Below are 24,843 nucleotides of genomic sequence, written 5' to 3'. Positions count from 1 at the left end.
GCCCGCTCCCTGATCCCACCGAACGCTCCAACCGTACGGCCGAAGGAGACCTGACATGCCGCTTTCCGTGTCCCTGAGCATCGAGGGCGACACCACCGTGATCGAGCTGACGGGCGAGCTGGACGCCAAGACCGCGCCGGACTTCCACCAGACCATCGAGAAGGCCGCCGGGCACGGCACCGGCACGGTCGAGATCAGGATGGCCGGTGTCGGCTACATGGCCAGTGCCGGACTGCGCTCCCTGGTCTTCGCCCAGCAGAAGGTCGCGAACCACGTGACCATCAAGGTGGTCGGTGCGATCGAGCCCGTGTCCCGGACCATCCGGACGGCCGGGCTGGACCGCAGCATCGTGCTCTCCGATGAGTGAATCGCATGAGTGACATGGTCGAACTGGCGAGGACGCCCGCCGAACTGGAGGTGCCCGCCACGCTGGGGGCACTGGGCGACATCGCCTCGTTCGTCCTGCGGCTGGCCGGCCGGGCGGGCCTGGGCAAGGGGCCCGCGTACCGGATCCGGCTGGCCGTGGACGAACTGGCCACGAACATCGTGATGCACGGGTACCGGGGCGGCGGCGGGCGGATCACCGTCCGGGGCCGCTCCGGTCCCGGCCGGGTGCAGATCTCCATAGCGGACTCCGCGCCGGCTTTCGACCCCGTCGAGGGCTGCCTGCCCCCCGCCCCGGGGGTTCCCCCCGAGCGGCGCAGGATCGGCGGACTCGGCATCCACCTGGCGCTGACCAGCGTGGACGAATTCAGCTACGTACGCAGGGACGGCCGCAACATCAGCACGCTGACTGTGAACGCTGAGGGGACGGACCCATGCCCTCCACGACCGTGATCATCCTCGACGAGTACCCGCCGCCTCCGCTCGAACTGCTCGACGCGCTGCGCTCGATGGACGCGGAGATCGTGGCCCGCACCCTGGCGGAACTGAGGGGCGGCCCGCTCGACGAGCTGCCCGTCGCCGACGTCCTGCTCGCCCCGGCCGAGGCCGACGGCGAGTCGGTGCGCCTCGCGGTACGGCGGCTGCGCCGCTGGGCCGGGGCCCCCATCGTGGTCGTCTGGACGGTGACGGAGTTCGCGGCCCTGGAGGAGCACGTCCGGCTCGGCCACGACTACCTCGTACCGCCCTTCCTGCCCGCCCTCGTAGGGGCCCGGCTGCACAGCTGCTCGGAGCGCGCCGGACTCGGCCGCACTCTGCGCGAAGCCGATGCCCGCGCCGAACTCATGGGCTACGAGAAGGAGTTGGAGATCGGCCGGGAGATCCAGGCCGGCTTCCTGCCCGAATCGCTGCCGGTCCCCGAAGGCTGGGAGATCGACGTCCGCTTCCGGCCCGCCCGGCAGGTCGCCGGGGACTTCTACGACGTCTTCGAGATCTCCCGCGGTCGCCGCCTCGCCTTCGTCGTCGCCGACGTCTGCGACAAGGGGGTCGGCGCCGCGCTGTTCATGGCGCTGATCCGCTCGCTGCTGCGGCACACCGCGGAGAACAGCGGACTCCAGCACCTGGTGGCCGCCGGGCGCGCGGGCGGCAGCCGGCGGATCCCGGTGGTCGGCGCGACACCGCTGCTCAACGCGGTCACCGCCACCAACGGCTACCTGACCCGCAACCACCTGAGACAGGGCTACTTCGCCACCCTGTTCTTCGGCGTGCTCGACCCCGTGACCGGCAGCCTCGTGTACATCAACGGGGGCCACAACGCGCCGCTGCTGCTGCGCGCCGACGGCGGCGAGCCGCTCGCCCTGGAGGTCACCGGACCCGCCGTCGGGGTGCTGCCGGACTGTGTGTACACGCTCGGCTACGCCCAGCTGAATCCCGGCGACACCCTGTTCGCGTTCACCGACGGAGTGCCGGAGGCCCGCTGTCCCAACGGCAGCTTCCTCGGCGACGAGCGGATGCTGGAGCTGCTCGCCGGCCCCCCGGGGAGCGGCAGGGAGGTGGTCGACCTCATGGACACCGCGGTACGGGAGCACACCGGAACGGCCGAACAGCACGACGATGTCACCATGCTGGCCCTGCACCGGCCACGTGCGGCGCGGGGGCCGCACGCGGACCGGACCACGGCAGCGGGCCGTGCGGCGGTGGCCTGATGGCCCGGACCATCGTGGTGCACTCGCACCGCGGGGGCACCGGCAAGTCCTCGGTACTGGCGAACCTCGCCCTGCTCATCGCGGGCGAGGGGCGCCGGGTGGGGGTGGTCGACACGGACATCCAGTCGCCCACCCTGGACCTGCTCTTCCGGCTCGGCCCGGGTCCCTCCCTGGCCGACTACCTGCTCGGGCGCTGCGAGATCGAGTCCACGGCCCAGCAGGTCGGCGTGCCCGGGCTGTACGTCGTACCGGCACGGACCGGGACGGCGGCCCTGCGTGAGCTCATGACCAGCGGTTACGACGTGGGGCTGCTGCCGGAGGGCTTCGACCGGCTGGTCGATCGCTACGCCCTCGACGTGCTGCTGCTCGACACCCACGCCGGGCTGAACAACGAGTCGGTGACCGCCATGGCGAGCGCCGACGTACTCATGATCATGGCTCGCGCCGACCGGATCGACCTCTCCGGGGTCGAGGAGACCATCGCCCTCGCCGGGCGGCTGGCCTGCCGGCGGGCTCTGGTCATGAGCATGGCCCCCGAGGGCATCGACGGGGAGCGGATCCGCCGGCGTGCCGAGGAGGTGTACGGCGCCCCCCTGGCCGGAATCCTTCCCTATGTGCCGGAAATGGCCGCCCTGTGCGGCGAACGCATATTCGCCGAAGCCCATCCCGACCACCCCCTGGTCGGCGAATTCCGCACCATCATCTCCGCGTTGGACGCACCTCACGAAGTATCGCGCGCCTGACGCTCCCCCCCTTACGCCCCCTGCGGGGGGCGTGTTGAATCGGCAGCGATTCCAGAACAAGGAGAACAGTCATGAAGATTCTCGTCGTCATGACGGCCAAGGCAACGCTCCACCTGTTGGACGGGGAACAACACCCCTCGGGTTTTTGGGCCGAGGAATTCGTCGTTCCCTACACCCTCTTCAAGGCCGCAGGCCACACCGTGGACGTGGCGACGATCGGGGGCCAGGCCCCCACGGTCGACCAGACCAGCATCGACCCCCAGTTCCTCCAGTGGGTCCGCCCCGAGGGTTCGCCCAACGAGGACGCGGCCAATGCCGCCGAGTACGTGAGAGTCGTCGAGAGCACCCCCCAGCTCAAGAACCCCCTCGCCCTGGAGTCCCTCGGGGAGAAGGACATGGCCGAGTACGACGGCATCTACGTCAGCGGCGGCCACGGCGCGATCGGAGACCTGCCCCACTCCGACGAGCTCGCCCAGATCCTGCGCTGGGCCCTCGCCCAGGACAAGCCGCTCGCCACCGTCTGCCACGGCCACACCTCGCTGCTCGCGCTGCGCGACGGCGAAGGCCGCTGGCCGTTCGAGGGCTACCGGATGACGGCCTTCTCGCACAGCGAGGAGATGGTCACCAATATGGCCGGCCGCCTCCCGCTGATCCTGGAGGCCGAGCTCACCCGGCTCGGCGCGCGCTACGAGAAGGCCGAGAAGATCTGGGACTCGCACGTGGTCGTGGACCGCAAGCTCACCACCGGCCAGAACCCGTACTCCTCCAAGGCCCTTGCCGAGACGTTCCTGGAGCAGCTCGCCAAGGGATAGAGAACGCCCCCGCATCCGACACCGGAAGGCAGCCATGACCAAGCGCGCGCTCAGCGACCAGCCCTTGGCCAACCCCGGGAAGCTGTTCATCGGCGGCACATGGGTCTCGGCCCAGGACGGCCGTACCGAGCCGGACATCAGTCCCGTGGACGGACAGGAGATCGTACCGGTGGCCCAGGCCGCCGCCGCGGACGCGGACGCGGCCGTGGCCGCCGCCCGCCAGGCGTACGAGGAAGGTCCCTGGAGCAGACTGTCGGCCCAGGAACGCGCGCTGCGGCTGAACCGGGTCGGCGAGCTCATCGAGCGCGACCTGGAGGAGATCGCCCTGCTGGAGACGGTGGACATGGGCAAGCCGTTCGCCTTCTCCAGCACGGTCGACGCCCCCATGGCCGCCCAGCTCATGCACTACTACGCCGGCGCCGTGACCCGGGTCGACGGCTCCTCACGGGCCCCGGCCGGCGGGCAGCTCGCGTACACCCTGCGCGAGCCGCTGGGCGTGGTCTGCGCCATCACCCCGTTCAACTTCCCGCTGCTGCTGTCGATGACGAAGATCGCACCGGCGCTGGCGGCGGGCAACACGGTCGTCCACAAGCCCTCCCCGGCCACCCCGCTCACCGCGCTGAAGATCGCCGAGCTCTTCCAGGAGGCGGAGATCCCGGACGGCGTGCTGAACGTGATCACCGGTCCGGGCGTGGAGCTCGGCGAGACCCTCACCGGCCACCCCGACATCGACAAGATCGCCTTCACCGGCTCCACCGCGGTCGGTCAGACGATCATCCGCAAGTCGGCCGGCACCCTGAAGAAGGTGACGATGGAGCTCGGCGGCAAGTCCGCCAACATCGTCTTCGCCGACGCAGACCTGGACGCCGCCGAGGAGCTCGCCTTCTTCGGCATCTACTACAACAAGGGCGAGATCTGCACCGCCGGCTCGCGCCTGCTGCTCCAGCGCCCCATCCACGACGAACTGGTCGAACGCCTGGTGAGCCGGGCCGCGGCCCTCAAGCCCGGCGACCCGCGCGACCCGGAGACCCTGTTCGGGCCGCTGGCCCACCGCGGCCAGTTCGAGAAGGTCAGCTCGTACATCGAAGTCGGCGAGAAGGAAGGCGCGGTCCTGCGCACCGGCGGCACCGGCTGGACCCCGGAGGGGGCCTCCAGCCAGGGCCTGTACTTCCTGCCGACGATCTTCACCGGCGTCGACAACAGCATGCGGATCGCGCAGGAGGAGATCTTCGGCCCGGTCCTGTCGATCATCCCCTTCGACACCGAGGAAGACGCGATCCGGATCGCCAACGACAGCGCGTACGGGCTCGCCGCGGGCGTCCACACCAAGGACCTGCGGCGCGCCCACCGGGTGGCCTCCCAGATCAAGGCCGGCACGGTCTGGGTGAATTGCTACAACCAGTACGACCCCTCCGTGCCGTACGGCGGCTACAAGGCCTCCGGATACGGGCGCGAGTGCGGACCGGAATCCCTGGAGAGCTACACGCAGACCAAGTCGGTATGGATCGGCATGGACTGAGCGCCCGACCGCTGACCGACTGAGCGACCGACCGACTGAGCGACCGACCGAGTAGGAGCGGCAATGCGCACAGGCATCATCGGCACCGGGCGGATCGGTTCCACCCTCGCGCGGATCCTGGTGGCGGCCGGGCACGAGGTCTTACTGGCCAACGCCCGCGGCCCCCGGTCCATCGGCCCGTTACTGGCCGAACTGGGCCCGGCGGCCTCGGCGGCGCACCCCGCAGAGGTCGCCGACCAGGCCGAACTGCTGGTGCTGATGGTGCCGTACGCGAGCATCCAAGGACTCCTCCCGTCCGCCGCCGTACAGGACAAGGTGCTGGTGGACGCCACGAACGCGTTCGGCGGCGGCGGCACCCCCGCCGACCTGGGCGGGCGCGCATCCAGCGAACTGGTCGCCGAGTGGTATCCCGGAGCCCGGGTCGTGAAATCCCTGAACACCATGCATTTCGAGACACTCGCCGTCGCCGGCACGTTTGAGGGCGAACGCCTGGCCCATTTCACGGCGGGCGACGACGAGAAGGCGAAGGAAATCGTCGCGGGAATCATCGCGGATTTGGGATTCGCGCCCGTCGACACCGGCTCGCTGCACTCCGGAGGAATTCTCCAGCAGCCCGGCGGGCCCCTTTTCAACCGGCCGCTCACGGAAGCGCAGGCGCTGGCATGGATCTCTCACTGAACGTGAACGGAAGACCCGAGCAGTTCTCGGCCGAGCCGAACGAACTGCTCGTGGAACGGCTCCGCGACGGCCTCGGGCTGACCGGAACCAAGGTCGGCTGCGACACCGGCCAGTGCGGCACCTGCGTCGTCCAGCTCGACGGACGGTCGGTCAAGAGCTGCCTGATCCTCACCGCGTCCGCCACCGGTTCCCGGGTGACCACCATCGAGGGCGTCACCACGCGCGGCGGCGAACTCAACGGCCTCCAGGAAGCCCTGCGCCAGGAGCACGGGACCCAGTGCGGGTTCTGCACCCCCGGCATGGTGATGGCCCTCGGCGAACTCGTCGAGAACACCGCGGACCGCGAGGCGCCCACCGAGCCCGAGATCCGCGAGTGGCTCACCGGCAACCTGTGCCGCTGCACCGGCTACCACAGCGTCGTACGGGGCGTGCAGCGCGCCTGCTCCGCCGCCCGGACCGAGATACCCGAGGAGATCAGCGGGGGCGCCGCCGTCTCCGCGCCCGCCGAGCCCGGGCCCCAGCCGGCGTCCGTGTCCGCCTCGGCGTCCGGCAAGGAGGTGTGAGGGAGATGACCGCAGTGACGGGGGAGGCACCCCTCCAGGGATCGGGCCTGCTCGGCCAGCCGCTGGACGCCCGCGAGGATCCGCAGCTGCTGCGCGGCGAGGCGAAGTACGTGGCCGACATCGACCTGCCGGGCACCGCCCACATGGCGATCCTCGGCAGCCCGGTGGCCCACGCGAAGATCCTCTCCATCGAGACCAAGGCCGCGGAGCAGATGCCCGGCGTGCTGAAGGTGGCCACCGCGGCCGATTTCACCGACGTGATGCCGCTGCCCTGCATCTGGATCCCCGGCGGGGTCGAGAGCCACTTCCCGCCCCACCCGTACGGACTTCCCGGCGCCCGCCCGGTCCTGACCGGCGACACCGTCCGGCACGTCGGCGACCCGATCGCCGTCGTCGTCGCCGAGACCCCGCGCCAGGCCACCGCCGCCCTGGCCGCCATCGCCGTCGAGTACGAACCGCTGCCCGTGGTCACCCGGGCCGACGCGGCACTCGCCGAGGGCGCGCCCCAGCTGCACGAGGCCGTACCGGGCAACCTGAACGCGTACTGGACCTGCGGCGAAAAGGAACGCACCGAAGCGGCCCTCGCCGAGGCCGAGGTCAAGGTGGAGCTGGACCTGGTCAACCAGCGCACCATCAACAGCCCCATCGAGCCGCGCGGTGCGGTCGGCGACTACAACGCCGCCACCGACGAGTACACGCTGTACGCCTCCACCCAGGGCCCGCACAACCACCGCTTCCTGCTCGCCGCGCTGGTCCTCGGCATCCCGTTCAACAAGCTCCGGGTGATCGCCCCGACCGTCGGCGGCAGCTTCGGCACCAAGGGGTACCTGTACCCCGACATGGCGCTGGTCCTCCTGCTCTCCAAGGCGCTCGGCCGGCCCGTGAAATGGGTGGACACCCGCACCGGGCTGATGAATTCCACCGTCCAGGGCCGCGACCACCGCCAGCACGTGGTGCTCGCCGGCACCCGCGACGGCCGGATGACGGGCCTGTGGGCCACCAGCTACGCCAACCTCGGCGCGTACCCCTCCACCATCGGCCCCGGTGTCGCCACCGCCCTGATGGGCCGCTCCATCAGCGGCATGTACGACATCCCGGCCGCCTTCTGCGAGGTGTACGCCGCGTTCACCAACACCGTCTCGCTCGGCGCCCAGCGCGGCAGCGGGCGCGCCGAGGCGGCCTTCCTGATGGAGCGGCTCGTCGACCGGTTCGCCTCCGAGATCGGTATGGACCCGGCCGCCGTCCGGCGCAAGAACCTCGTGCCGAACGAGAAGTTCCCGTACGACAACGGCCTCGGCTGGACGTACGACTCCGGGGACTACCAGGTCAACTTCGACAAGGCGATGGAGCTGTCGGGCTACGCCGACATGCCCGCCCGCAAGGCCGAGGCCCGCACCCGCGGCAAGCGGCTCGGCGTGGGCATCGCCACCTACGTGGCCATCTGCGGGGTCGGCCCCTCCACCAGGATGTCCAAGGAGGGCATGCTCGGCGGCACCTGGGAGAGCGCGAACATCCGCGTCCACCCGACCGGCGAGGTCACCGTCACCGTCGGCTCCGCCTCCACCGGCCAGAGCCACCACACGGTCTTCGCGCAGGTCGCCGCCGACGAGCTCGGCATCGACCCGGCCCTGGTCCAGGTGTACGAGGGGGACACGCTCAAGGCCCCGTACGGGCAGGGCACGTACGGCTCGCGCTCCTACAGCATGGCCGCGCCCGCCGTCGCCCTCACCGCCCGGAAGATCAAGGCCAAGCTGGTCAAGGCCGGGGCCGTGTTCCTCGGCGTCCCCGAGGAAAAGGTCGTCTACGCGGGCGGCAAGGTCTACGAGGACGGCAACGAGGAGAACACCAAGACCTTCGCCGAGCTGGCGATGGCCATGTGGTACGGCTGGGGGCTGCCCCACGAGATCGAACCGGCCCTCGACGAGACCACCCACTTCGACCCGCCGGACTTCAACTACCCCTTCGGCACGCACGTGGCGGTCGTCGAGGTCGACGAACTCACCGGCGAGACCGAGGTGGTGGCCTACACCGCCGTCGACGACGCCGGAAACATCGGCAACCCGAAGATCGTCCTCGGGCAGATCGAGGGCAGCATCACGCACGGCCTGGGCCAGGCGCTGATGGAGGCCGCCGTATACGACGAACAGGGCCTGCTGCTCAGCTCGGACCTGACCAAGTACGCCCTGCCGCGCGCCGCGGACGTGCCGTTCTTCACGCTCGACAAGACCACCACGCCGAGCCCGCACAACCCGCTGGGCGCCAAGGGCGCCGGCGAGATCGCCACCGTGCCGCCCGCCGCGGCCGTCGTCAACGCGGTCGTCGACGCCCTGTCCGACCTGGGCGTACAGCACATCGACATGCCGCTCACCCCCGAGAAGGTCTGGCGCCGCCTGAGAGGGGAAGCCCAGTGATCCTCGCCGAGTTCGACTACGTCCGGCCCGTCGGCCTCGAAGAGGCCCTGACCCTGCTCTCCGGCACCCGGGGCGCCCGGGTGCTGGCCGGCGGCCAGAGCCTGCTGCCCGGGCTGCGCACGGGGGAGGACACCGCCCGGCTGCTCGTCGACGTACGCCACCTCGAAGAGCTCCGCGGCATCGAGCGGACCGCCGCCATGATCCGGATCGGCGCGCTGACCACGCTCGCCGAGCTGGCGGGCCACGCGGCCGTCCTGGCCGAGGCCCCGGAACTGGCGGCCGCCGCCCGGGCCAACGGGGACCCCCAGGTGCGCAACCTCGGCACGGCCGGCGGGAACCTCGCCGCCGCAGGGCGCGCCACCGACCTGCCGGTCGCGGCCATCGCCGCGGACGCCCTGGTCGAACTGGCCGGACCGGGCGGGCGCTGGACCGTGCCCGCCGAGGAGTTCGCGGTCTCCGGGGCGCCGGCCGGGGCCGTGGTCACCGCACTGCTGGTGCCCGCCGCCGGGCGGGCCGCCGCCTTCGAGAAGACCGCCGACCGGGCCACCCGCTACCCGGTGTGCGCCACCGCCGTACGGATCACCCCCGACGGGCCGCGCATCGCGGTCACCGGGGCCACCGCCCGCCCGCTGCGGCTGCGCGGGGTCGAAGACCGGCTGCGCGGGGGCCCGTACACGACGGAGGCCGTGCTCGCGGCCTTCCGTGCCGAGCCCAGGGAGCTGTTCGTCCCCGGGCGCGGCACCTCGGCCGAGTACCTCGGCCACCTCGCGGGGGTGCTCGCCGCCCGCGCGCTGCAGAGGGCAGACCAGGCCCTCGCCTGACCGCCCACCACGGGGAGTTGACGCAGTGGCCGAATTGTCCAGGACGACCACGGGGGTTCCGGCCGGACCGGCCGGTCCGGCCGCCCAGGCGGCCGCGGCCCCCAGAGGCTCCGGCTTCTGGGTGGTCGGGGCGGTGCTCGTCCTGCTGATGCTCTCCTCGTCCGTACCCTCCGCCCTCTACGTGCTCTACCAGCAGAGATGGGGCCTGTCCTCCGGCATGATCACGGTGGTCTTCGCCCTGTACGCCGTCACCGTGCTGATCGGGCTCCTGCTGTTCGGGTCCCTCTCGGACACGCTGGGCCGGCGCCCCGTGCTGGGCGTCGGCCTGGTCCTGGCGATCGTCTCCATGGGGCTGTTCGCCGGGGCGCAGGGGCTCGGGCTGCTGCTCGCCGCCCGCGCGGTGCAGGGCCTCGCGGTGGGCCTGGCCACCGGGGCGATGGGCGCCGCCCTGCTCGAACTCGCCCCGCGCTCGCGGCCGGCGCTCGGCGCCCAGGTCAACAGCGCGGGGCCGACGGTGGGGATCGGGCTCGGCGGGATCGGGGCCGGGCTGCTCGTCCAGTACGCACCCGCCCCGACGGTGCTCAGCTACCTGCTGCTGGTCGCCGCCTTCGCGGTCACGCTGGTGGGGGTGTTCAGGATGCGTGAGAGCGCTCCCGAGGCACGTTCCGGCGGCCGGGTGCGGATCAGCGCCCGCCGGATCCACGTACCGGCCGCCGTACGGGGCCGGTTCGCGGTCCTGGTCCTGACCATCGTCGCCGTCTGGTCCGTCGGCGGCTTCTACCTCTCGCTCGGGCCGCACCTGGCCCTCTCGCTGCTCGACAGCTCCAACTACCTGGTCGGCGGGGCCACGGTGGCCCTGCTCGCGGGCGCCGCCACCGCGGCCCAACTGCTGCTGGGCCGCGTCGAGGCCCTGCGCACCGCCGTCCTGGGCCTGTGCGGGCTGCTGGCCGGGCTGGGCCTGGTCCTGCTCGCGCTGGGCCTCCGCTCGGCCCCCGTGTTCCTCGTGGGCACCGCCGTCCTCGGCGGCGGCTGGGGCGCGGCGTTCCTCGGCTCCTTCCGGGCGCTGAGCGCGCTCGCCGACCCGGCGCACCGCGGCGAACTGACCGCCGCCGTCTACGTCTTCGCGTACCTCGCGATGAGCGTGCCGGCGGTCCTCGCCGGAATGCTCACCAACATCCACGGTCTGCACCGCACCTCGGTCGGCTTCATGGCCGCCGTCGCCGGGGTGTGCGCGCTGGCCCTGTTCGTCACACTGCGGCTGGCCGCCCGCACCCGGGCCGAAGGGAGCACGACATGAAGGCTGCCGACATGAGCACCGCGGAGCTGCGGTCGGCCCTGCTCGGGCTGGAGATCTTCGCCGGACTCACGGAGGACCAGCTGGACTGGCTGGTCTCCGTATCCGAGCCGCGGGTCCTCGGCGACGGGGAGGTCCTGTTCCGGGACGGCGAGGAGGCCACCGGCTTCCACGTCCTGCTCGCGGGCGGGCTGGTGGTCACCAAGGTCGTCGACGGCCGCGAGGAGGTGCTGACCCGGCACTCCACGGAGGAGGAGAGCGCCGCCGCCGAGGAGCACGACGGCAAGCCCTCCGCCGCGCACCGCTTCACCGGCGAGCTGCCGCTGCTGACGGACGGCGCGTACGTGGCCACCGCCGCCGCGAGCGGGCCGGCGACCACCGTCGTCGCCTACCCGAAGCCGGTGTTCTTCGAGATGCTGACCCGCTGCCACGGGGTGGCGGCCGTCCTGATCCCGGTGCTGGCCTGGCGGATCAAGTCCTCGGAGGTGCAGGCCCGCAAGCGGGCCACCGTCGAGGCGCTCGGCACCCTTGCCGCCGGCCTCGCGCACGAGCTGAACAACCCGGCGGCCGCCGTGGCCCGGGCCGCGCAGGAGCTGACGCCGGCCCTGGAGGGCCTCACGCGGACCGCCCAGGCCTGGGGTGCCGCGGCGACGGGCGCGGAGCGCTCCGTATTCGACCGGCTGGCCGAGGAGCTCGACAAGCTGCCGCCGCCGGTCACCACCGATCCGTTCGCCCAGGCCGACGCCGAGGAGGAGATCGCCGACTGGGCCGAGGAGGCGGGCACCGAGCGGCCCGGGCTGCTCGGCTCGGGGATCTCGGACCTCGGACTGGAACTGGGCTGGCTGCTGGAGCGTCTGGAAGGGGTCGGGGAGCCGGCCCTGCCCGCCGCCCTCGACCACCTGGCGGCCCTGCTGGAGATCCGCTCGCTCGCCGCGGAGCTGCGGGCGGCCGGCCCCAGGATCTCCCAACTCGTCGCCGCCACCCGGGATTACGCCAATCTCGACCGGGCGCCCGAACAGCGCTTCGCGGTGGCCGACGGGATCGAGAACACGCTGGTCGTCCTGCGTGCCAAGCTCTCCGGGATCACCGTCGTGCGTGAGTACGAACCGGATCTGCCCGAACTGACGGGCTATCCCAGCGAGTTGAACCAGGTGTGGACCAACCTGGTCGACAACTCCGCCGAGGCCATGGAGGGCGCCGGCACCCTCACCCTGCGGGTGCGCGCCGAAGGCGTGTGCCTGGTCGTGGAGATCGCCGACACCGGGCGGGGCATCCCCGAGGGCTCCCTGCCGCGGATCTTCGAACCCTTCTACACGACCAAGGACGTGGGCAAGGGCACGGGCCTCGGACTGCACCTCAGCTATCGCATCGTGACCCAGCGCCACCACGGCTCGATCACCGCCCGCTCGCGTCCCGGCGAGACCCGGATGGTCGTCCGGCTGCCGCTCACCGCGGCCGCCGCCTGCGCCGAAACACCTGATGAAGCCAGCTCCAACCACTCCACCACCAGTTGAAAGAACGGAGTCGACATGGCCAAGTACGACATCTCCAAGCTCCACCCGGTGTTCGTCCGCCAGATGGAGGCGCTGGCCGCCCTGGACATCGAGGCGGTCATGAAGAACTACACCGACGACGCGGTGCTGCTGCGCTTCGAGGGGGTCTCCGTCGGCATCGACGCCGTGCGCGAGACGTTCACGGGCTACCTGACGGTGAAGCCGACCCTGGTGGAGCTCCAGGAGTACATCGAGACCGAGGACACGATCTTCTACCGCGCGATCATGAACCTGAACGGCGAACCGGAGCACGCGTTCGGGACACTCGTGGTCCGCGATGGCCGGATCTGGCGCCAGACCGCCGGTTTCGGCGGCTGACCAACGATATCTGGGTAGCGTGTGCGGGGAGGGCGGAGGCAGCGCCCTCCCCGCACGTACAAGCCCTTCCGGTGACCGGGACCCGGGCTCGGCCCGGCTCGGCTCGGCTCGGCTTGTGAAATGGCAAAGGGGAGGTCATGGAACGCGAAACCGGACGTGTCGAGGCATTCAGTGACGGTGTATTCGCCATCGTCATCACGATTCTGGTCCTGGAACTCAAGGTTCCGGAGGAAAAGGGATCGGACTTCTGGCACGGGGTGTCGGAACAGTGGCCGCACTATGCCGCATACGTGGTGAGTTTCCTCATCATCGGCGTGATGTGGGTGAATCACCACACCATCTTCAGTCACCTGAAGCGGGTGGACCGGCCGCTGTTGTTCCTGAATCTCCTGGTGCTGATGGTGGTATCGGTGATTCCCTACACCACCACCGTGCTCGCCGAGCACCTCGTCGAGGAGGGCGGCTCCGCCAACGCCGCCGCGGTCCTCTACAGTTCGGTCACCGTCGCCTACGCGCTGGCGTTCCTGGCCTTCTGGTGGTACGTCACGCGGGTCGGCCACCTGTTCCACGAGCGGGTGGACAAGGAAGGCGCCCGGGCCACCCGCGTGCGCTTCGGCCTCGGCGCCGTGGCCTACCCCTTGACCGTTCTCCTGTCCTTCTTCTCCGCTCCCCTCACTCTCGCCACACACTTCCTGATCGCGCTCTACTATGCGGCGAACCAGATCCCCATCCCCCTCGTGGTAGAGGAAGAGCGGCTCGAATCTGCGAGCGACCTCAGGAAGTAGCCGCGGGGGCCTACGGCCGCTCAGTACGGTCAAGTAGGGTATTGGATCTAGTGGTCGCGGGGGAGGCCCAGATGGCTCGCGCAGTCCTGCCGGAGGAATCCACCAAGGAAATCTCCGAATTGATCGATGTCCTGATCTCTCTTTTCTTCGAATCCTTACCCCGGCGGGACCAGCGAAACTGGGCCCGCGTTTATCTCAACGGCCTCGTGCGGACCAACGGGAAGAAAACAATCCGTAACATCGCCGGAACCGGGGCCAGTTCCGTCGAGCAGAGCCTCCAGCAGTTCATCAGCAAGTCGCCGTGGGACTGGACACCGGTGCGCCGCTCCCTCGCCCAGTACCTCGAACGCACCGCCCAGCGCCCGCTGGCCTGGGTGGTCCAGCCCATGGTCATAGAGAAGGCCGGCGACCGCTCCGTCGGGGTCGGCCGGCAGTTCGTCCCCCAGCTCGGCCGCACCGCCAACTGTCAGCAGGCCAGCGGCATCTGGCTCGCCTCCAGCGAGGCCAGCTTCCCCGTCGAATGGACCCTCACCCTCCCGGGGCCCTGGACGAACGAGCTGATGCGCCGCCGGCGGGCCGGCATCCCCGACACCGCCCGCTCGCTCACCCCCGCCCAGGACGCCGTACACGCCGTCCAGCGGATGGCCGCCACCTGGCAGCTCCAGCGCCGGCCCGTGGTGATGGAGGTCGCCAACACCGACATCCCGCAGAGCATCGAGTCCTTCGCCCTGCAGGACATCCCCTTCGTCTTCAAGGTCGACGGCTCGCTGCCCGTCTCCTTCGGCGGCGCCGGCCGGCACAAGCCCGGACCGCACACCGCTCCCGCCCGCGAACTCATCGACTCCCTGCGCTCCCAGCGGCGCGTCGTGGAATGGACCCGGCACGGCCGCGCCGAAGGGGCAGTGACCCTGCTGACCTCGGCCGCCATCCTCGCGACCCCCGGCGAGGACCGCCCCGTACCGATGCCGCCCACCCCGCTGCTGCTCGTCGGCGCCTGGACCGAAGCCGCCCTGCTGCCCTCCGAGTTCTGGATCACCAACATCGGGGACCGGCCGCTGGCCCAGCTCTTCCTGCTCGCCAAACTCACCGACCGGGTATCCCTCGATTTCACCGAGACCTGCGAACCCGTAGGCATCCGTGATTTCGAGGGCCGCTCCTTCCGTGGCTGGCACCACCACGCCACGCTCGCGAGCGTCGCCCACGCGTCGAAGCTGCTCAGCGCCCGGGGCCGGGTCCCCGACGGATTCCCCCCGCCCGGCCGGCCCGCGATCGGCGGGGCGCCGGCGCCCCGGCTGCGCACCGGGGCGCCCGGAGCCGTGCCGCGGACCGGCCCGCCGGTGCTGCCGCCGCGGCCGCTGATCCCCGGCCAGAGCGCGAGACGCGAGTACATCCGCTGATGCTCGACATCGCCGAGGAACTACGCGCGTGGTGTTCCGCGCACCGGGAATTCGCCCTGGCCACCGTGGTCGCCGTGACCGGGAGCGCGCCGCGCGGCCCGGGCGCCTCGCTCGCCGTCGACGCCGGCGGCACCGCGCTCGGCTCCATCTCGGGCGGCTGCGTGGAATCCGCCGTGCACGAGCTGTGCCTCGCCGCCATCGCCTCCGGCGAAGGCGGCGTGCACCGCTTCGGATACAGCGACGACGACGCCTTCGCCGTCGGCCTGACCTGCGGTGGAGTCCTGGACGTGCTGGTCACCCCGGTGCGCGGGCACGATCCGGTGCGGCCCGTCCTCGGCTCCGTGCTGGAGGCCGCCGCAGGCGGGGCCCGGGCCGCGCTGGCCCGGGTGGTCTCCGGCCCGCCGCCGCAGCTCGGCCGGGCGCTCGCCGTCCACCCCGACGGATCGTACGAGGGCTGCCTGGGCGGGGGCGCGGCCCTGGACCGGGCCGCCGCCGTGCACGTACGGGACCTGCTGCTGGCCGGGCGCACCGGGACGGCCGAACTCGGCACCGCCGGCGGGCTGTGCGGGCAGCCGCTGACACTGCTCGTCGAATCGGCCGCCGAACCGCCCCGGCTGATCGTCTACGGTGCCATCGACTTCGCCGCCGCCCTCGCCCGGATCGGCGCCTTCCTGGGGCACCGGGTCACCGTCTGCGACGCCCGGCCCGTCTTCGCGACGCCGGCCCGCTTCCCCGACGCCGACGAGGTGGTCGTGGACTGGCCGTACCGGCACCTGGCCGCGGAGTGGGAGGCGGGCCGGGTGGACTCCCGTACGGCGGTCTGCGTCCTCACCCACGACGCCAAATTCGACGTACCCCTGCTGGCCCTCGCCCTGCGGCTGCCGCTCGGCTACGTCGGAGCCATGGGATCGCGGCGCACCCACGCCGCGCGCGAGCAGCGGCTGCGCGAGGAGGGGGTGCCGCGGTCGGCGCTCGCCCGCCTGCGCTCGCCCATCGGACTGGACCTCGGCGGCGCCACGCCCGAGGAGACGGCCCTGTCGATCGCCGCCGAGTTCACGGCGGCCCGGTACGGAGGATCGATCCTGCCCCTGGCGCACCGGCCCGGTCCGGTGCACCGGGAGAGGACCAAAGTCCCGTAGGAACGGCCGACGGTCCCGTAGGAACAGACCACCGGGCCCGGTATGTCCTGGACGATCGGCCCGGGCGGCATTAATCCCGGGCCATGGGAGAATGAAGTACGTGCGTTTCCTCGGCCGCCCGCCGGGGCCGCAGCCGGATCCTTCGATCGACTGGGATGTTCAGCACGTGCGTTTCCTCAATGACCAGAAGCCGCCGTACGACCTGACGTACGACGATGTGTTCATGGTGCCGAGCCGCTCCGCGGTCGGTTCCCGCCAGGGCGTGGACCTGTCCTCGCCGGACGGCACCGGCACCACCATTCCGCTCGTCGTGGCGAACATGACCGCCATCGCGGGCCGCCGCATGGCCGAGACGGTCGCCCGCCGCGGCGGCATCGTGGTCATCCCGCAGGACATCCCCATCGATGTCGTCACCGACGTCATCTCCTGGGTGAAGACCCGCCACCACGTGCTCGACACCCCGATCACCCTGGCGCCCACCCAGACCGTCGCCGACGCGCTGTCCCTGCTGCCGAAGCGGGCGCACGGCGCCGGTGTCGTCGTCGACGCCGACGGCCGCCCGGTCGGCGTGGTCACCGACCACGACCTGACCGGCGTGGACCGCTTCACCCAGCTCTCCGAGGTCATGTCGAGGGAGCTCCTGCTCATCGACGCCGACATCGACCCCCGCGAGGCCTTCAACAAGCTCGACGCCGGCCACCGCAAGCTGGCCCCGGCCGTCGACAAGGACGGCAGGCTCGTCGGCCTCCTCACCCGCAAGGGCGCGCTGCGCGCGACCCTTTACACCCCGGCCACCGACGCGAACGGCAAGCTGCGCATCGCGGCGGCCGTCGGCATCAACGGCGACTTCGTGCAGAAGGCCAAGCAGCTGCTCGACGCGGGCGTGGACACGCTCGTCATCGACACGGCCCACGGCCACCAGGAGTCGATGATCAACGCGATCAAGGCCGTGCGCGCGCTGGACCCGCAGGTCCCGATCGTGGCGGGCAACATCGTGGCCGCCGAGGGCGTCAAGGACCTCATCGAGGCCGGCGCCGACATCATCAAGGTCGGTGTGGGCCCCGGCGCCATGTGCACCACCCGCATGATGACCGGCGTGGGCCGCCCGCAGTTCTCCGCGGTGCTGGAGTGCGCGGCGGAGGCGAAGAAGTACGGCAAGCACGTGTGGGCCGACGGCGGCGTCCGCCACCCGCGCGACGTGGCGATGGCGCTGGCCGCCGGCGCGTCCAACGTGATGATCGGCTCCTGGTTCGCCGGGACGTACGAGTCCCCGGGCGACCTCCAGCAGGCCGCCGACGGGCGCTTCTACAAGGAGTCGTTCGGCATGGCGTCGGCGCGTGCCGTGCAGAACCGCACCTCCGAGGAGTCGGCGTACGACCGGGCCCGCAAGGGCCTGTTCGAGGAGGGCATCTCGACCTCGCGGATGTTCCTGGACCCGGCCCGCCCGGGCGTCGAGGACCTGATCGACTCGATCATCGCGGGCGTGCGCTCGTCCTGCACCTACGCGGGCGCGGGTTCCCTCGCGGAGTTCGAGGAGAAGTCCGTGGTCGGCGTCCAGTCGGCGGCGGGCTACGCCGAGGGCAAGCCGCTGCACGCCAGCTGGAGCTAGTCCCCGCTTTTCCCTGCTTTCCCCGCTTTCCCGGTGGCCCCGGGCCCGTCCTCCGCGGACGTGGCCCGGGGCCACCGGCGTTCGGCGGGAACCGTTCGGCGAGCCGTTCGACCGGTCGGCGCAGGTGGCGGGCGGATACGCCATGCGGCGGATAACTCCGGGCGCCGGGTCCGTCACGCTCAGGTCATCCGACCCGGAAGGGGCACCCCGTGACCACGACCCTCTGCCGCCGCACCGACGCCCACGCCCTCGCGCGACTGCACAGCGAACACGGCAAAGCCCTCTACGGCTTCCTCCTCGGTCTCACCTTCGGCGACCGGCACCGCGCCGAGGACCTCCTCCAGGAGACCCTCTTCCGCGCCTGGAAACACCCCGAGGTGCTGGAGAGCGACCACGCCTCCATGCGGCCCTGGCTCTACACCGTCGGCCGGCGCCTCGCCATCGACGCCCGGCGGGCCCGCCAGGTACGGCCCGCCGAGGTCGGGCCGGACGCGCTCGACACCCACGCGCCCGTCGCCGACGACGGCACCGAACAGGCCGTCACCGTCCTCGACGTGCGCGACGCGCTGAGATTACTCAGCCCGGAGCACCGCGCGGTGCTCGTACAGATCTACTTCCTCGGGGCATCGGTCTGCGAGGCGGCCGAAGCGCTCGGCGTCCCCGCCGGGACCGTCAAGTCCCGTACGTACTACGCCCTGCGGGCGCTGAGGGATGCCATGCCCGGCTACGGCCCGGGCCCCGGCGTCGGGCCCGGCGCCGGCCCCGGCCCCGACCGCCGCGTCGCCGCCTGAGCCGCCACCGCCGCCCGCGAGCGGACCTGGAGCTTCGCCAGGATGTGCGAGACGTGCGTCTGGACCGTCCGCGCGGACAGGAACAGGGCGCTCGCGATCTCCGGGTTCGAGCGGCCCTGCGCGACGAGCAGGGCCACCTTCAGCTCCGCCGGAGTCAGCGCCTCCCACCCGCTGGCCGCCCGCCGCCGCGCCGAGCGGCTGCCGCGCCGCACCCCCAGGCTCCGCAGCCGGGCGTCGGCCCGCGCGATGTCCCACCGCGCGCCCAGCTCCTCGTACGCGGCCACCGCACGCGTCAGCGCCGACCGCGCCGCCGCCAGATCGCCGTGCCAGGCCCGGGCCACCGCCAGGTCCTCCCACGCGTGGCCCAGCACCAGCGGCCGACCGCTGCGCTCCGCCCGCTCCAGCGCCCGCGCCAGCAACTGCGGGTCCTGCGCGAACAGGCCCTCGCAGCGCAGCAGCGCCAGAGCCGGGCCCGGGTACTCGGCCAGCGCCGCCGCCGTCCGCCCGCAGGCCGCCACCGCCGCCCGGGCCGTGGCCGTGTCCCCGCACTCCAGGGACAGCCGGACGATCTCCGACAGCATCCAGGGGCGTTCGTACGTCCTCGCCTCGTCCGGGCCCTCCGCCAGCGCCGGCAGCAGCTCGCGCACCGCGTCGCCCGGTCGGCCCGCCCGCTCCGCCAGCAGGGCCCGGGCCAGCAGTACGTGCCCGCTGTAGCGGCGGGCCGCCGGGGCCGCGAACGCGGCCGGCGGGAGCAGTGCGAGCTCGGCCTGCGCCGCCTCGCGCTCGTCCCGGTGGCCCCGCACGAGCGCCCGCAGCCCGTGCACCACCACCGGAAGCCAGCCGTCCGAGACGGGCAGTCCGTCCGCCCGGGCCACCCCGGCGAGCGCGGCGTCCCAGTCGCCGAGCCTGTAGTGGAACTCGGCGTGCAGCGCCTCGGTCACCACCAGCCGCCCCGTCGAGCGGGTGGCCAGCGCCAGCTCCCGCGCCTCGCGCAGCGCCGCCGCGACGGGCTCCGGCTCGTCGAACTGCCCGTGTCCCTCGGCCTGGTTGGCCAGGAGCAGCAGCCGCATGTCGTTGGCCTCGGGGTCCCGCCGGGCCCAGGCGATCCCCTCGGCGACATGGCGCAGCGACTCCCGGCCGCGGCCCAGGTGGAACAGGGCGAAGGCCATCGCGTGGTGGGCCTCCGCCCCGCACAGCGGATCGCCCAGCCGGGCCGCCTCCGCGACCACCGGGACGGCCAGGACGTGGGCCTGCGCCGGGCAGCCCCGTTCGGCCAGGGCCAGGACCCGGCAGGCCTCCAGCCGCAGCCGGAGCGAGGGGGAGGGGACCGGCTGCGCCAGCGCGTCCTCGGTGACGGCCAGCGCCCGGCCGATGTCCCCCTCGATCATCAGCGCCGACACCAGCTTGAAGGCCAGCGCCGCCCGGGCCCCGGGATCCGCCGCCCGCCGGTGCAGGGTGGTCAGCAGCTCCGCCGACTCGGGGCGGCGCAGCATCAGGGCGGCGTCCGCCAGGCTCCCCTCCAGGGCGTCCCGGTCCGCGCGGTCGGCCTGGCCCACGGCCCGCTCCAGCAGTTCGGCGGCGGCTCCGGGCGCCGCCGCGATCAGGGCCCGCGCCGAGTCCGCCAGCCAGTGCACCGCCCAGCGGTCCAAGGCGCCCCCGGCCAGCAGCTGTTCGGCGGTCCGGGCCGGATCGTGCCCGGCCTCGGCGAGGGCCACGGCCGCCTCCTGGTGCAGGGCGGAGCGGGCGGGCCGGGGCAGTTCGGCGTACAGGGCCCGGCGCAGCGCGGGATGCCGGAAGCGCAGCTGCTCGCCGGTGTCCTCCAACAGCCCGGCGAGCAGCGGCTCCTCCAGCTCGGCCAGCACCTCGCGGGCGGGCCTGGCCTGTACGAGGGCCAGCTCGCGCGGGGTAAAGGCGGGCCCGAGCAGCGCCGCGTGCCGCAGGGTGGTGTAGGCGGCGCGGGAGAGGTGGCCGAGGCCCCGGGGAAGGGAGCCGGGCGGTTCGGGCAACTCCTCCTCCGTGACGGTCAGTTCGGCGGTGGTGGCGGTGATCTCGATGGCCCGGGACCAGTGCGCCGCCAGCTCGTGCAGGAGGCGGGGATTGCCGCCCGCCTGGTCGGCGGCCCGGCGCAGGCGCGGGCCGGGGGGTGCGCCCAGCAGCCCGTGGAGGAGCTCGGCCGACTCCGGCCCGGTCAGCGGCTCCAGCCGTACGGTGTGCCCGCCCGGGCCCGCGCCCAGCTCGGCGCACAGCTGTTCCACCTCGGGACGCCGGGGCAGCGGTCTTCGGGTCGCCGCCAACAGCAGCGGAAGCCGGTCCGCCGCCCGGCCCAGGCGCCGCCACAGCAGCAGGCTGGCCGGGTCCGCCCAGTGCACGTCGTCCAGCACCAGCAGCAGCGGGCCCCGCGCACACCACCCCTCGACCCCGGACACCAGCAGGTCCATGGCGGCGAGCCACGCCCCGCCGGGCTGCTCCGCCTCCCGGGCCTCCCGGAGCAGGGCGACCACGGCCGCCCGGTCGGGGCCCTCGGGGTGCAGGCAGTCCAGTGCGGACCGGAGCGGCAGCTCCGCCGTGAAGGGGGCGGCGGCCCCGTAGCGCACCCGGCAGCCCAGCGCGGCCGCCTCGGCCAGCGCCTCGCGCACGTGCGCCGTCCGGCCCGCGCCGGGCTCGCCCTCCACGACCAGGCGGCCACCGGGGCCCCGCGCACCGCCGCGCACCCAGTCCCGTAACTCCTCGCGCTGCTGTTCCCGCCCGACCCGCACCTCGGCGAACCTCCCAGACTGTCCCCCGGCTGCCGCCGGGGAAAGCCCCGGCAGTCGGTCCGCGCCTGGGCCACGATGGCATGCCCGGGGCCCGGTCAATACCGGGGCTGCTGCTGCCCCGGACCCGAACTGTGCACGCCCGCACGGTATTTGGGTATCCGCAGGGAGATCTTCATGCCCGCGCCGACCTCCGTCTCGATGACCGGGCCGTACGCGTTCCCGTACACCTGCCGGATCCGCTCGTCCACGTTCGTCAGCCCGATGCCCGCCGAGGGGCCGCCGCGCTCACCGGCCAGGATCCGGCGCAGCACGGCCGGATCCATGCCGACCCCGTTGTCCTCGATGGTGATCACCGCCTCCGCGCCCGAGTCCCGGGCGGCGATGGTGATCAGGCACTCCCCGGTGGAGTCCTCCAGCCCGTGTTTGACGGCGTTCTCCACCAGCGGCTGCAGGCACAGGAACGGCAGCGCCACCGGCAGCACCTCGGGCGCCACCTGGAGGGTCACCTTCAGCCGGTCCCCGAACCGGGCCCCGGCCAGGGCCAGGTACTGCTCGATGGACCGCAGCTCCTCGGCGAGCGTGGTGAACTCGCCGTGCCGCCGGAAGGAGTAGCGCGTGAAGTCGGCGAACTCCAGCAGCAGGTCCCGCGCCCGCTCCGGGTCGGTGCGGACGAACGAGGCGATCGCGGCGAGGGAGTTGAAGATGAAGTGCGGGGAGATCTGCGCGCGCAGCGCCTTGATCTCCGCCTCCATCAGGCGGGTGCGCGAACGGTCCAGCTCGGAGAGCTCCAGCTGGACGGAGACCCAGCGGGCCAGCTCCGTGGCGGCCCGCACCAGCACCGCCGACTCCCGCGAACCGTAGGCCACGAGGGCGCCGAGCACCCCGTCCTCACCGGTGAGCGGGGCGAACACCGCCCACTTCAGCGGGCAGTCGGGGCGGGTGCACTCCGTCCGTACGCTCATGCTGCGGCCGGAGTCCAGCATGACGGCGACCCGGGCCATCGCCCGCCGCTCGTGGTGGTCGGCGCCCGGCCCGTCCCAGGCCAGCACGGACTGCCGGTCGGTGAGGCACAGCGCCTCCGTGCCCAGCAGCGAGCGCAGCCGCTTCGCGGCCTTGCGGGCGGCGTCCTCGGTGAGCCCGGCGCGCAGCGGGGGAGCGGCCAGCGAGGCGGTGTGCAGGGTGTGGAAGGTGGCCCGCTCCACGGGGGTGCCGAGGGCCAGGCCGGTCGCCCGTTCACCGCGCCGGGCGTGCCACCGGCCGCCGGCCCAGCCCAGGCCCAGCAGCAGGGCCGCGCCCGCCACCGCGAGGGCCGAGAGCACCGCTCCGGTCATGGAGCACCGCCCGCACCGGCCCCGGTCACGCTCTCCGGAAGGTGCAGCCGGGCCAGCGTCGCCGCCGTCCCGGCCGGTATCCGCGACCGGGTGGCCAGCGATACGAGCACCATCGTCAGGAACCCCAGCGGCACCGACCACGCCGCCGGCCACGCCATCAGCGTGTGCAACCACCCCGCCGGGGGCAGCCCCGCGCGGGTCGCCAGCACCGCGCCCAGCGCCGCCCCGCCCCCGGTGACCAGCCCGGCCACGGCGCCCGGCGGGGTCAGCCCGCGCCACCAGATGCCCAGCACCAGCAGCGGGCAGAAGGACGAGGCCGACACCGCGAAGGCCAGCCCCACCGCGTCCGCCACCGGCACGTCCGTCAGCAGCACGCTCCCGCCCAGCGGCACCAGCATCGCCACCAGCACCGCGAGCCGGAACGTCCGCACCCCGCGCGTCGCCAGGATGTCCTGGTGCAGCACCCCGGCCACCGCCATGGTCAGCCCCGAAGCCGTCGACAGGAACGCCGCGAACGCGCCCCCGGCCACCAGCGCCCCCAGCAGATCGCCGAGCACCCCGCCCAGCACCCGCTCCGGCAGCACCAGCACCGCCGCGTCCGCGTCCCCGGTGAGGGCGAGTTCTGGGGCGTAGGTCCGGCCGAGCACCCCGTACACCGGCGGCAGCAGGTAGAAGAAGCCGAGCAGCCCGAGCACCACCAGCGTGGTGCGCCGCGCGTCGCGGCCGTTCGGGCTCGTGTAGAAGCGCACCGCCACATGGGGCAGGCCCATCGTGCCGAGGAAGGTGGCCAGCACCAGCCCGTACGTCGCGTACAGGCCGAGCGCCGGCCGGCCCCCGTCCATCGGCTCGGACCAGCGGGCGGTGTCCCGCCCGGATTTCGCCCGGGTCTGCGGAACCCGGGTGTCCGGGGCGAACTCCAGCCGCGCCCCGGCCCGTACGGAGTGCTCCCCGGGCTCCAGCGTCAGCGGGGCCGCCGTGTAGCCGCGCCCGTCGACCTGCCCGGTGGCCTTCACCGCCAGCGGCACGTCCAGCGACAGCCGTACGTCCTCGGCGAGCGTGACGGCAGTGTGCTCGCGGAAGACCGCCGGGGCGTCGAAGGAGGCGCGCGGCGCCCCGTCCCCGGCCCAGGCGGCGAGCAGGAAGAAGGCGGGCACCAGCAGTGCGGTGAGCTTGAGCCAGTACTGGAAGGCCTGCACGAAGGTGATGCTCCGCATCCCGCCGGCCGCGACGGCTGCGGTCACCACGAACGCGACGACCATCCCGCCCACCCAGTGCGGGGCCCCGGTCAGGATCTCCAGGGTCAGCCCGGCGCCTTGGAGCTGCGGCAGCAGGTACAGCCAGCCCACCCCCACCACGAACAGGACCGCGACCCGGCGCACCGCCTGCGACTCCAGCCGGGCCTCGGCGAAGTCGGGCAGCGTGTACGCCCCCGAGCGCCGCAGCGGGGCCGCCACCAGCGCCAGCAGCACCAGGTATCCGGCGGTGTAGCCGACCGGGTACCAGAGCATCTCGGGCCCCTGCAGCAGCACCAGCCCGGCCACTCCGAGGAAGGAGGCCGCGGAGAGGTACTCCCCGCTGATCGCCGCCGCGTTGAGCCGGGGCCCCACCGTCCGCGAGGCGACGTAGAAGTCGGAGGTGGTCCGCGATATCCGCAGCCCCAGCGCGCCGACCAGCACCGTGACCAGGACGACGACGGTGACCGCGGTCAGCGCGTACGTCTGGTTCAAGGCTCGGTCCTCATCGCCCGGGGGAGGGGGTACCGGAGTCTACGCACGGCCCCGGACCCCGCAACAGGCGCGAACCGGGCCGATCCCACCCCCTCCCACCGGCCGAAAACGGGTGTCAGCGGGCGGGGTCGCGGTGTTCGGCGCAGTCGCGCAGGGCGATCTCCAGTTCCACGTATGAGTCTTCGGCGCGGCGGAAGGCCAGGGTCAGCGCCGCCTCCGCGCGGGGCGGGAGCTGCTGGCGGACGCCCTCGTTGGCCTCGTACAGGACGTCGGCCCAGCGGGCGGCGGCGCTGCGCAGCCGGGCGAGCAGCAGCTCGGCCTCGGCGGGGCCGGCGGGCGGGGTCCGGGGCAGTACGGCCAGCGCGTCGAGCAGCGCCTGGATCTCGGCCATCCGCACCCCCCAGCTCGTTCCCGGCGGCTCCACCATAGGTCCGGGGCCGGTCGGCTGCGGGCGGCGGCGGCCGCCCTGCGACCGACGGCGGGCGCGGGGCGCCGTACGTCCCGTTCGG

At 72.8% G+C, this 24,843-nt stretch carries 22 protein-coding genes; 18 read left to right on the top strand and 4 right to left on the bottom strand.

The window, feature by feature from the left end:
- Positions 1–55: 55 nt before the first annotated feature.
- The 18 genes from ACIQU4_RS37165 (at position 56) to ACIQU4_RS37080 (ending at position 18,520) form a co-directional block, all read left to right on the top strand.
- On the top strand, positions 56–367 hold the full coding sequence (locus ACIQU4_RS37165; RefSeq protein WP_134074624.1) for an STAS domain-containing protein: 312 nt from the start codon (positions 56–58) through the stop codon (positions 365–367).
- Positions 368–372: 5 nt separating this feature from the next.
- Positions 373–837 carry an ATP-binding protein gene (locus ACIQU4_RS37160; protein WP_403740656.1) on the top strand — a complete coding sequence of 155 codons (465 nt, stop codon included), beginning with the start codon at positions 373–375 and terminating at the stop codon, positions 835–837.
- Complete coding sequence (locus ACIQU4_RS37155; protein WP_403740654.1) at positions 819–2,087, top strand: PP2C family protein-serine/threonine phosphatase; 1,269 nt, start codon at positions 819–821, stop codon at positions 2,085–2,087. Before ACIQU4_RS37160 ends, ACIQU4_RS37155 begins: the two co-directional genes overlap by 19 nt.
- The gene (locus ACIQU4_RS37150) at positions 2,087–2,830 is read left to right on the top strand and encodes a MinD/ParA family protein (protein WP_403740651.1); all 744 of its coding nucleotides are present in this window, start codon (positions 2,087–2,089) and stop codon (positions 2,828–2,830) included. The genes ACIQU4_RS37155 and ACIQU4_RS37150 overlap by 1 nt, the downstream gene beginning before the upstream one ends.
- Positions 2,831–2,901: 71 nt before the next feature.
- Positions 2,902–3,642, top strand: coding sequence for a type 1 glutamine amidotransferase domain-containing protein (locus ACIQU4_RS37145; protein ID WP_403740648.1), 741 nt, complete (start codon positions 2,902–2,904; stop codon positions 3,640–3,642).
- Positions 3,643–3,676: 34 nt separating this feature from the next.
- Positions 3,677–5,161: an aldehyde dehydrogenase family protein gene (locus ACIQU4_RS37140; RefSeq protein ID WP_403740645.1), complete on the top strand. Its 1,485-nt coding sequence runs from the start codon at positions 3,677–3,679 to the stop codon at positions 5,159–5,161.
- Between the two features lie 63 nt (positions 5,162–5,224).
- Complete coding sequence (locus ACIQU4_RS37135) at positions 5,225–5,839, top strand: NADPH-dependent F420 reductase (RefSeq protein ID WP_403740644.1); 615 nt, start codon at positions 5,225–5,227, stop codon at positions 5,837–5,839.
- Positions 5,824–6,402 carry a (2Fe-2S)-binding protein gene (locus tag ACIQU4_RS37130; protein ID WP_403740641.1) on the top strand — a complete coding sequence of 193 codons (579 nt, stop codon included), beginning with the start codon at positions 5,824–5,826 and terminating at the stop codon, positions 6,400–6,402. Before ACIQU4_RS37135 ends, ACIQU4_RS37130 begins: the two co-directional genes overlap by 16 nt.
- 5 nt (positions 6,403–6,407) lie before the next feature.
- On the top strand, positions 6,408–8,813 hold the full coding sequence (locus ACIQU4_RS37125) for a xanthine dehydrogenase family protein molybdopterin-binding subunit (protein ID WP_403740639.1): 2,406 nt from the start codon (positions 6,408–6,410) through the stop codon (positions 8,811–8,813).
- Positions 8,810–9,634 (top strand): FAD binding domain-containing protein, encoded by an 825-nt coding sequence (locus tag ACIQU4_RS37120; RefSeq protein WP_403740637.1) that lies wholly within the window; start codon positions 8,810–8,812, stop codon positions 9,632–9,634. Before ACIQU4_RS37125 ends, ACIQU4_RS37120 begins: the two co-directional genes overlap by 4 nt.
- A gap of 25 nt (positions 9,635–9,659) precedes the next feature.
- Entirely contained in the window at positions 9,660–10,931 is a 1,272-nt protein-coding gene (locus ACIQU4_RS37115; protein WP_403740634.1) for an MFS transporter, read from the top strand.
- Positions 10,928–12,442 carry an ATP-binding protein gene (locus ACIQU4_RS37110; protein WP_403740631.1) on the top strand — a complete coding sequence of 505 codons (1,515 nt, stop codon included), beginning with the start codon at positions 10,928–10,930 and terminating at the stop codon, positions 12,440–12,442. The genes ACIQU4_RS37115 and ACIQU4_RS37110 overlap by 4 nt, the downstream gene beginning before the upstream one ends.
- Before the next feature lie 15 nt (positions 12,443–12,457).
- The gene (locus ACIQU4_RS37105; protein ID WP_383512019.1) at positions 12,458–12,799 is read left to right on the top strand and encodes a nuclear transport factor 2 family protein; all 342 of its coding nucleotides are present in this window, start codon (positions 12,458–12,460) and stop codon (positions 12,797–12,799) included.
- Positions 12,800–12,936: 137 nt separating this feature from the next.
- A complete protein-coding gene (locus ACIQU4_RS37100) occupies positions 12,937–13,584 on the top strand; it encodes a TMEM175 family protein (RefSeq protein WP_403740627.1) in 648 nt (215 codons plus the stop codon).
- A gap of 71 nt (positions 13,585–13,655) precedes the next feature.
- Positions 13,656–14,981 (top strand): IS701 family transposase, encoded by a 1,326-nt coding sequence (locus ACIQU4_RS37095; protein ID WP_403740625.1) that lies wholly within the window; start codon positions 13,656–13,658, stop codon positions 14,979–14,981.
- Entirely contained in the window at positions 14,981–16,120 is a 1,140-nt protein-coding gene (locus tag ACIQU4_RS37090; RefSeq protein ID WP_403740622.1) for an XdhC family protein, read from the top strand. Before ACIQU4_RS37095 ends, ACIQU4_RS37090 begins: the two co-directional genes overlap by 1 nt.
- Positions 16,121–16,286: 166 nt before the next feature.
- Complete coding sequence (locus ACIQU4_RS37085; protein ID WP_403740619.1) at positions 16,287–17,729, top strand: GuaB1 family IMP dehydrogenase-related protein; 1,443 nt, start codon at positions 16,287–16,289, stop codon at positions 17,727–17,729.
- A 209-nt stretch (positions 17,730–17,938) separates the two neighbouring features.
- Positions 17,939–18,520 (top strand): sigma-70 family RNA polymerase sigma factor, encoded by a 582-nt coding sequence (locus ACIQU4_RS37080; RefSeq protein WP_403740617.1) that lies wholly within the window; start codon positions 17,939–17,941, stop codon positions 18,518–18,520.
- On the opposite strand, the gene ACIQU4_RS37075 is transcribed toward ACIQU4_RS37080, so the two are convergent.
- The 4 genes from ACIQU4_RS37075 to ACIQU4_RS37060 form a co-directional block, all read right to left on the bottom strand.
- Positions 18,454–21,276: an ATP-binding protein gene (locus tag ACIQU4_RS37075; protein ID WP_403740615.1), complete on the bottom strand. Its 2,823-nt coding sequence runs from the start codon at positions 21,274–21,276 to the stop codon at positions 18,454–18,456. The two genes, ACIQU4_RS37080 and ACIQU4_RS37075, sit on opposite strands and share 67 nt — an antisense overlap.
- A gap of 95 nt (positions 21,277–21,371) precedes the next feature.
- Positions 21,372–22,607 carry a histidine kinase gene (locus tag ACIQU4_RS37070; protein ID WP_403740614.1) on the bottom strand — a complete coding sequence of 412 codons (1,236 nt, stop codon included), beginning with the start codon at positions 22,605–22,607 and terminating at the stop codon, positions 21,372–21,374.
- Positions 22,604–24,334, bottom strand: coding sequence for a cation acetate symporter (locus ACIQU4_RS37065; RefSeq protein ID WP_403740612.1), 1,731 nt, complete (start codon positions 24,332–24,334; stop codon positions 22,604–22,606). Before ACIQU4_RS37065 ends, ACIQU4_RS37070 begins: the two co-directional genes overlap by 4 nt.
- 115 nt (positions 24,335–24,449) lie before the next feature.
- The gene (locus ACIQU4_RS37060) at positions 24,450–24,725 is read right to left on the bottom strand and encodes a hypothetical protein (protein WP_385582009.1); all 276 of its coding nucleotides are present in this window, start codon (positions 24,723–24,725) and stop codon (positions 24,450–24,452) included.
- Positions 24,726–24,843 lie beyond the last annotated feature (118 nt).

Source organism: Streptomyces sp. NPDC090741 (assembly GCF_044769045.1).
Lineage (GTDB): Bacteria > Actinomycetota > Actinomycetes > Streptomycetales > Streptomycetaceae > Streptomyces.
This window is presented reverse-complemented; position numbering and strand designations above follow the sequence as displayed.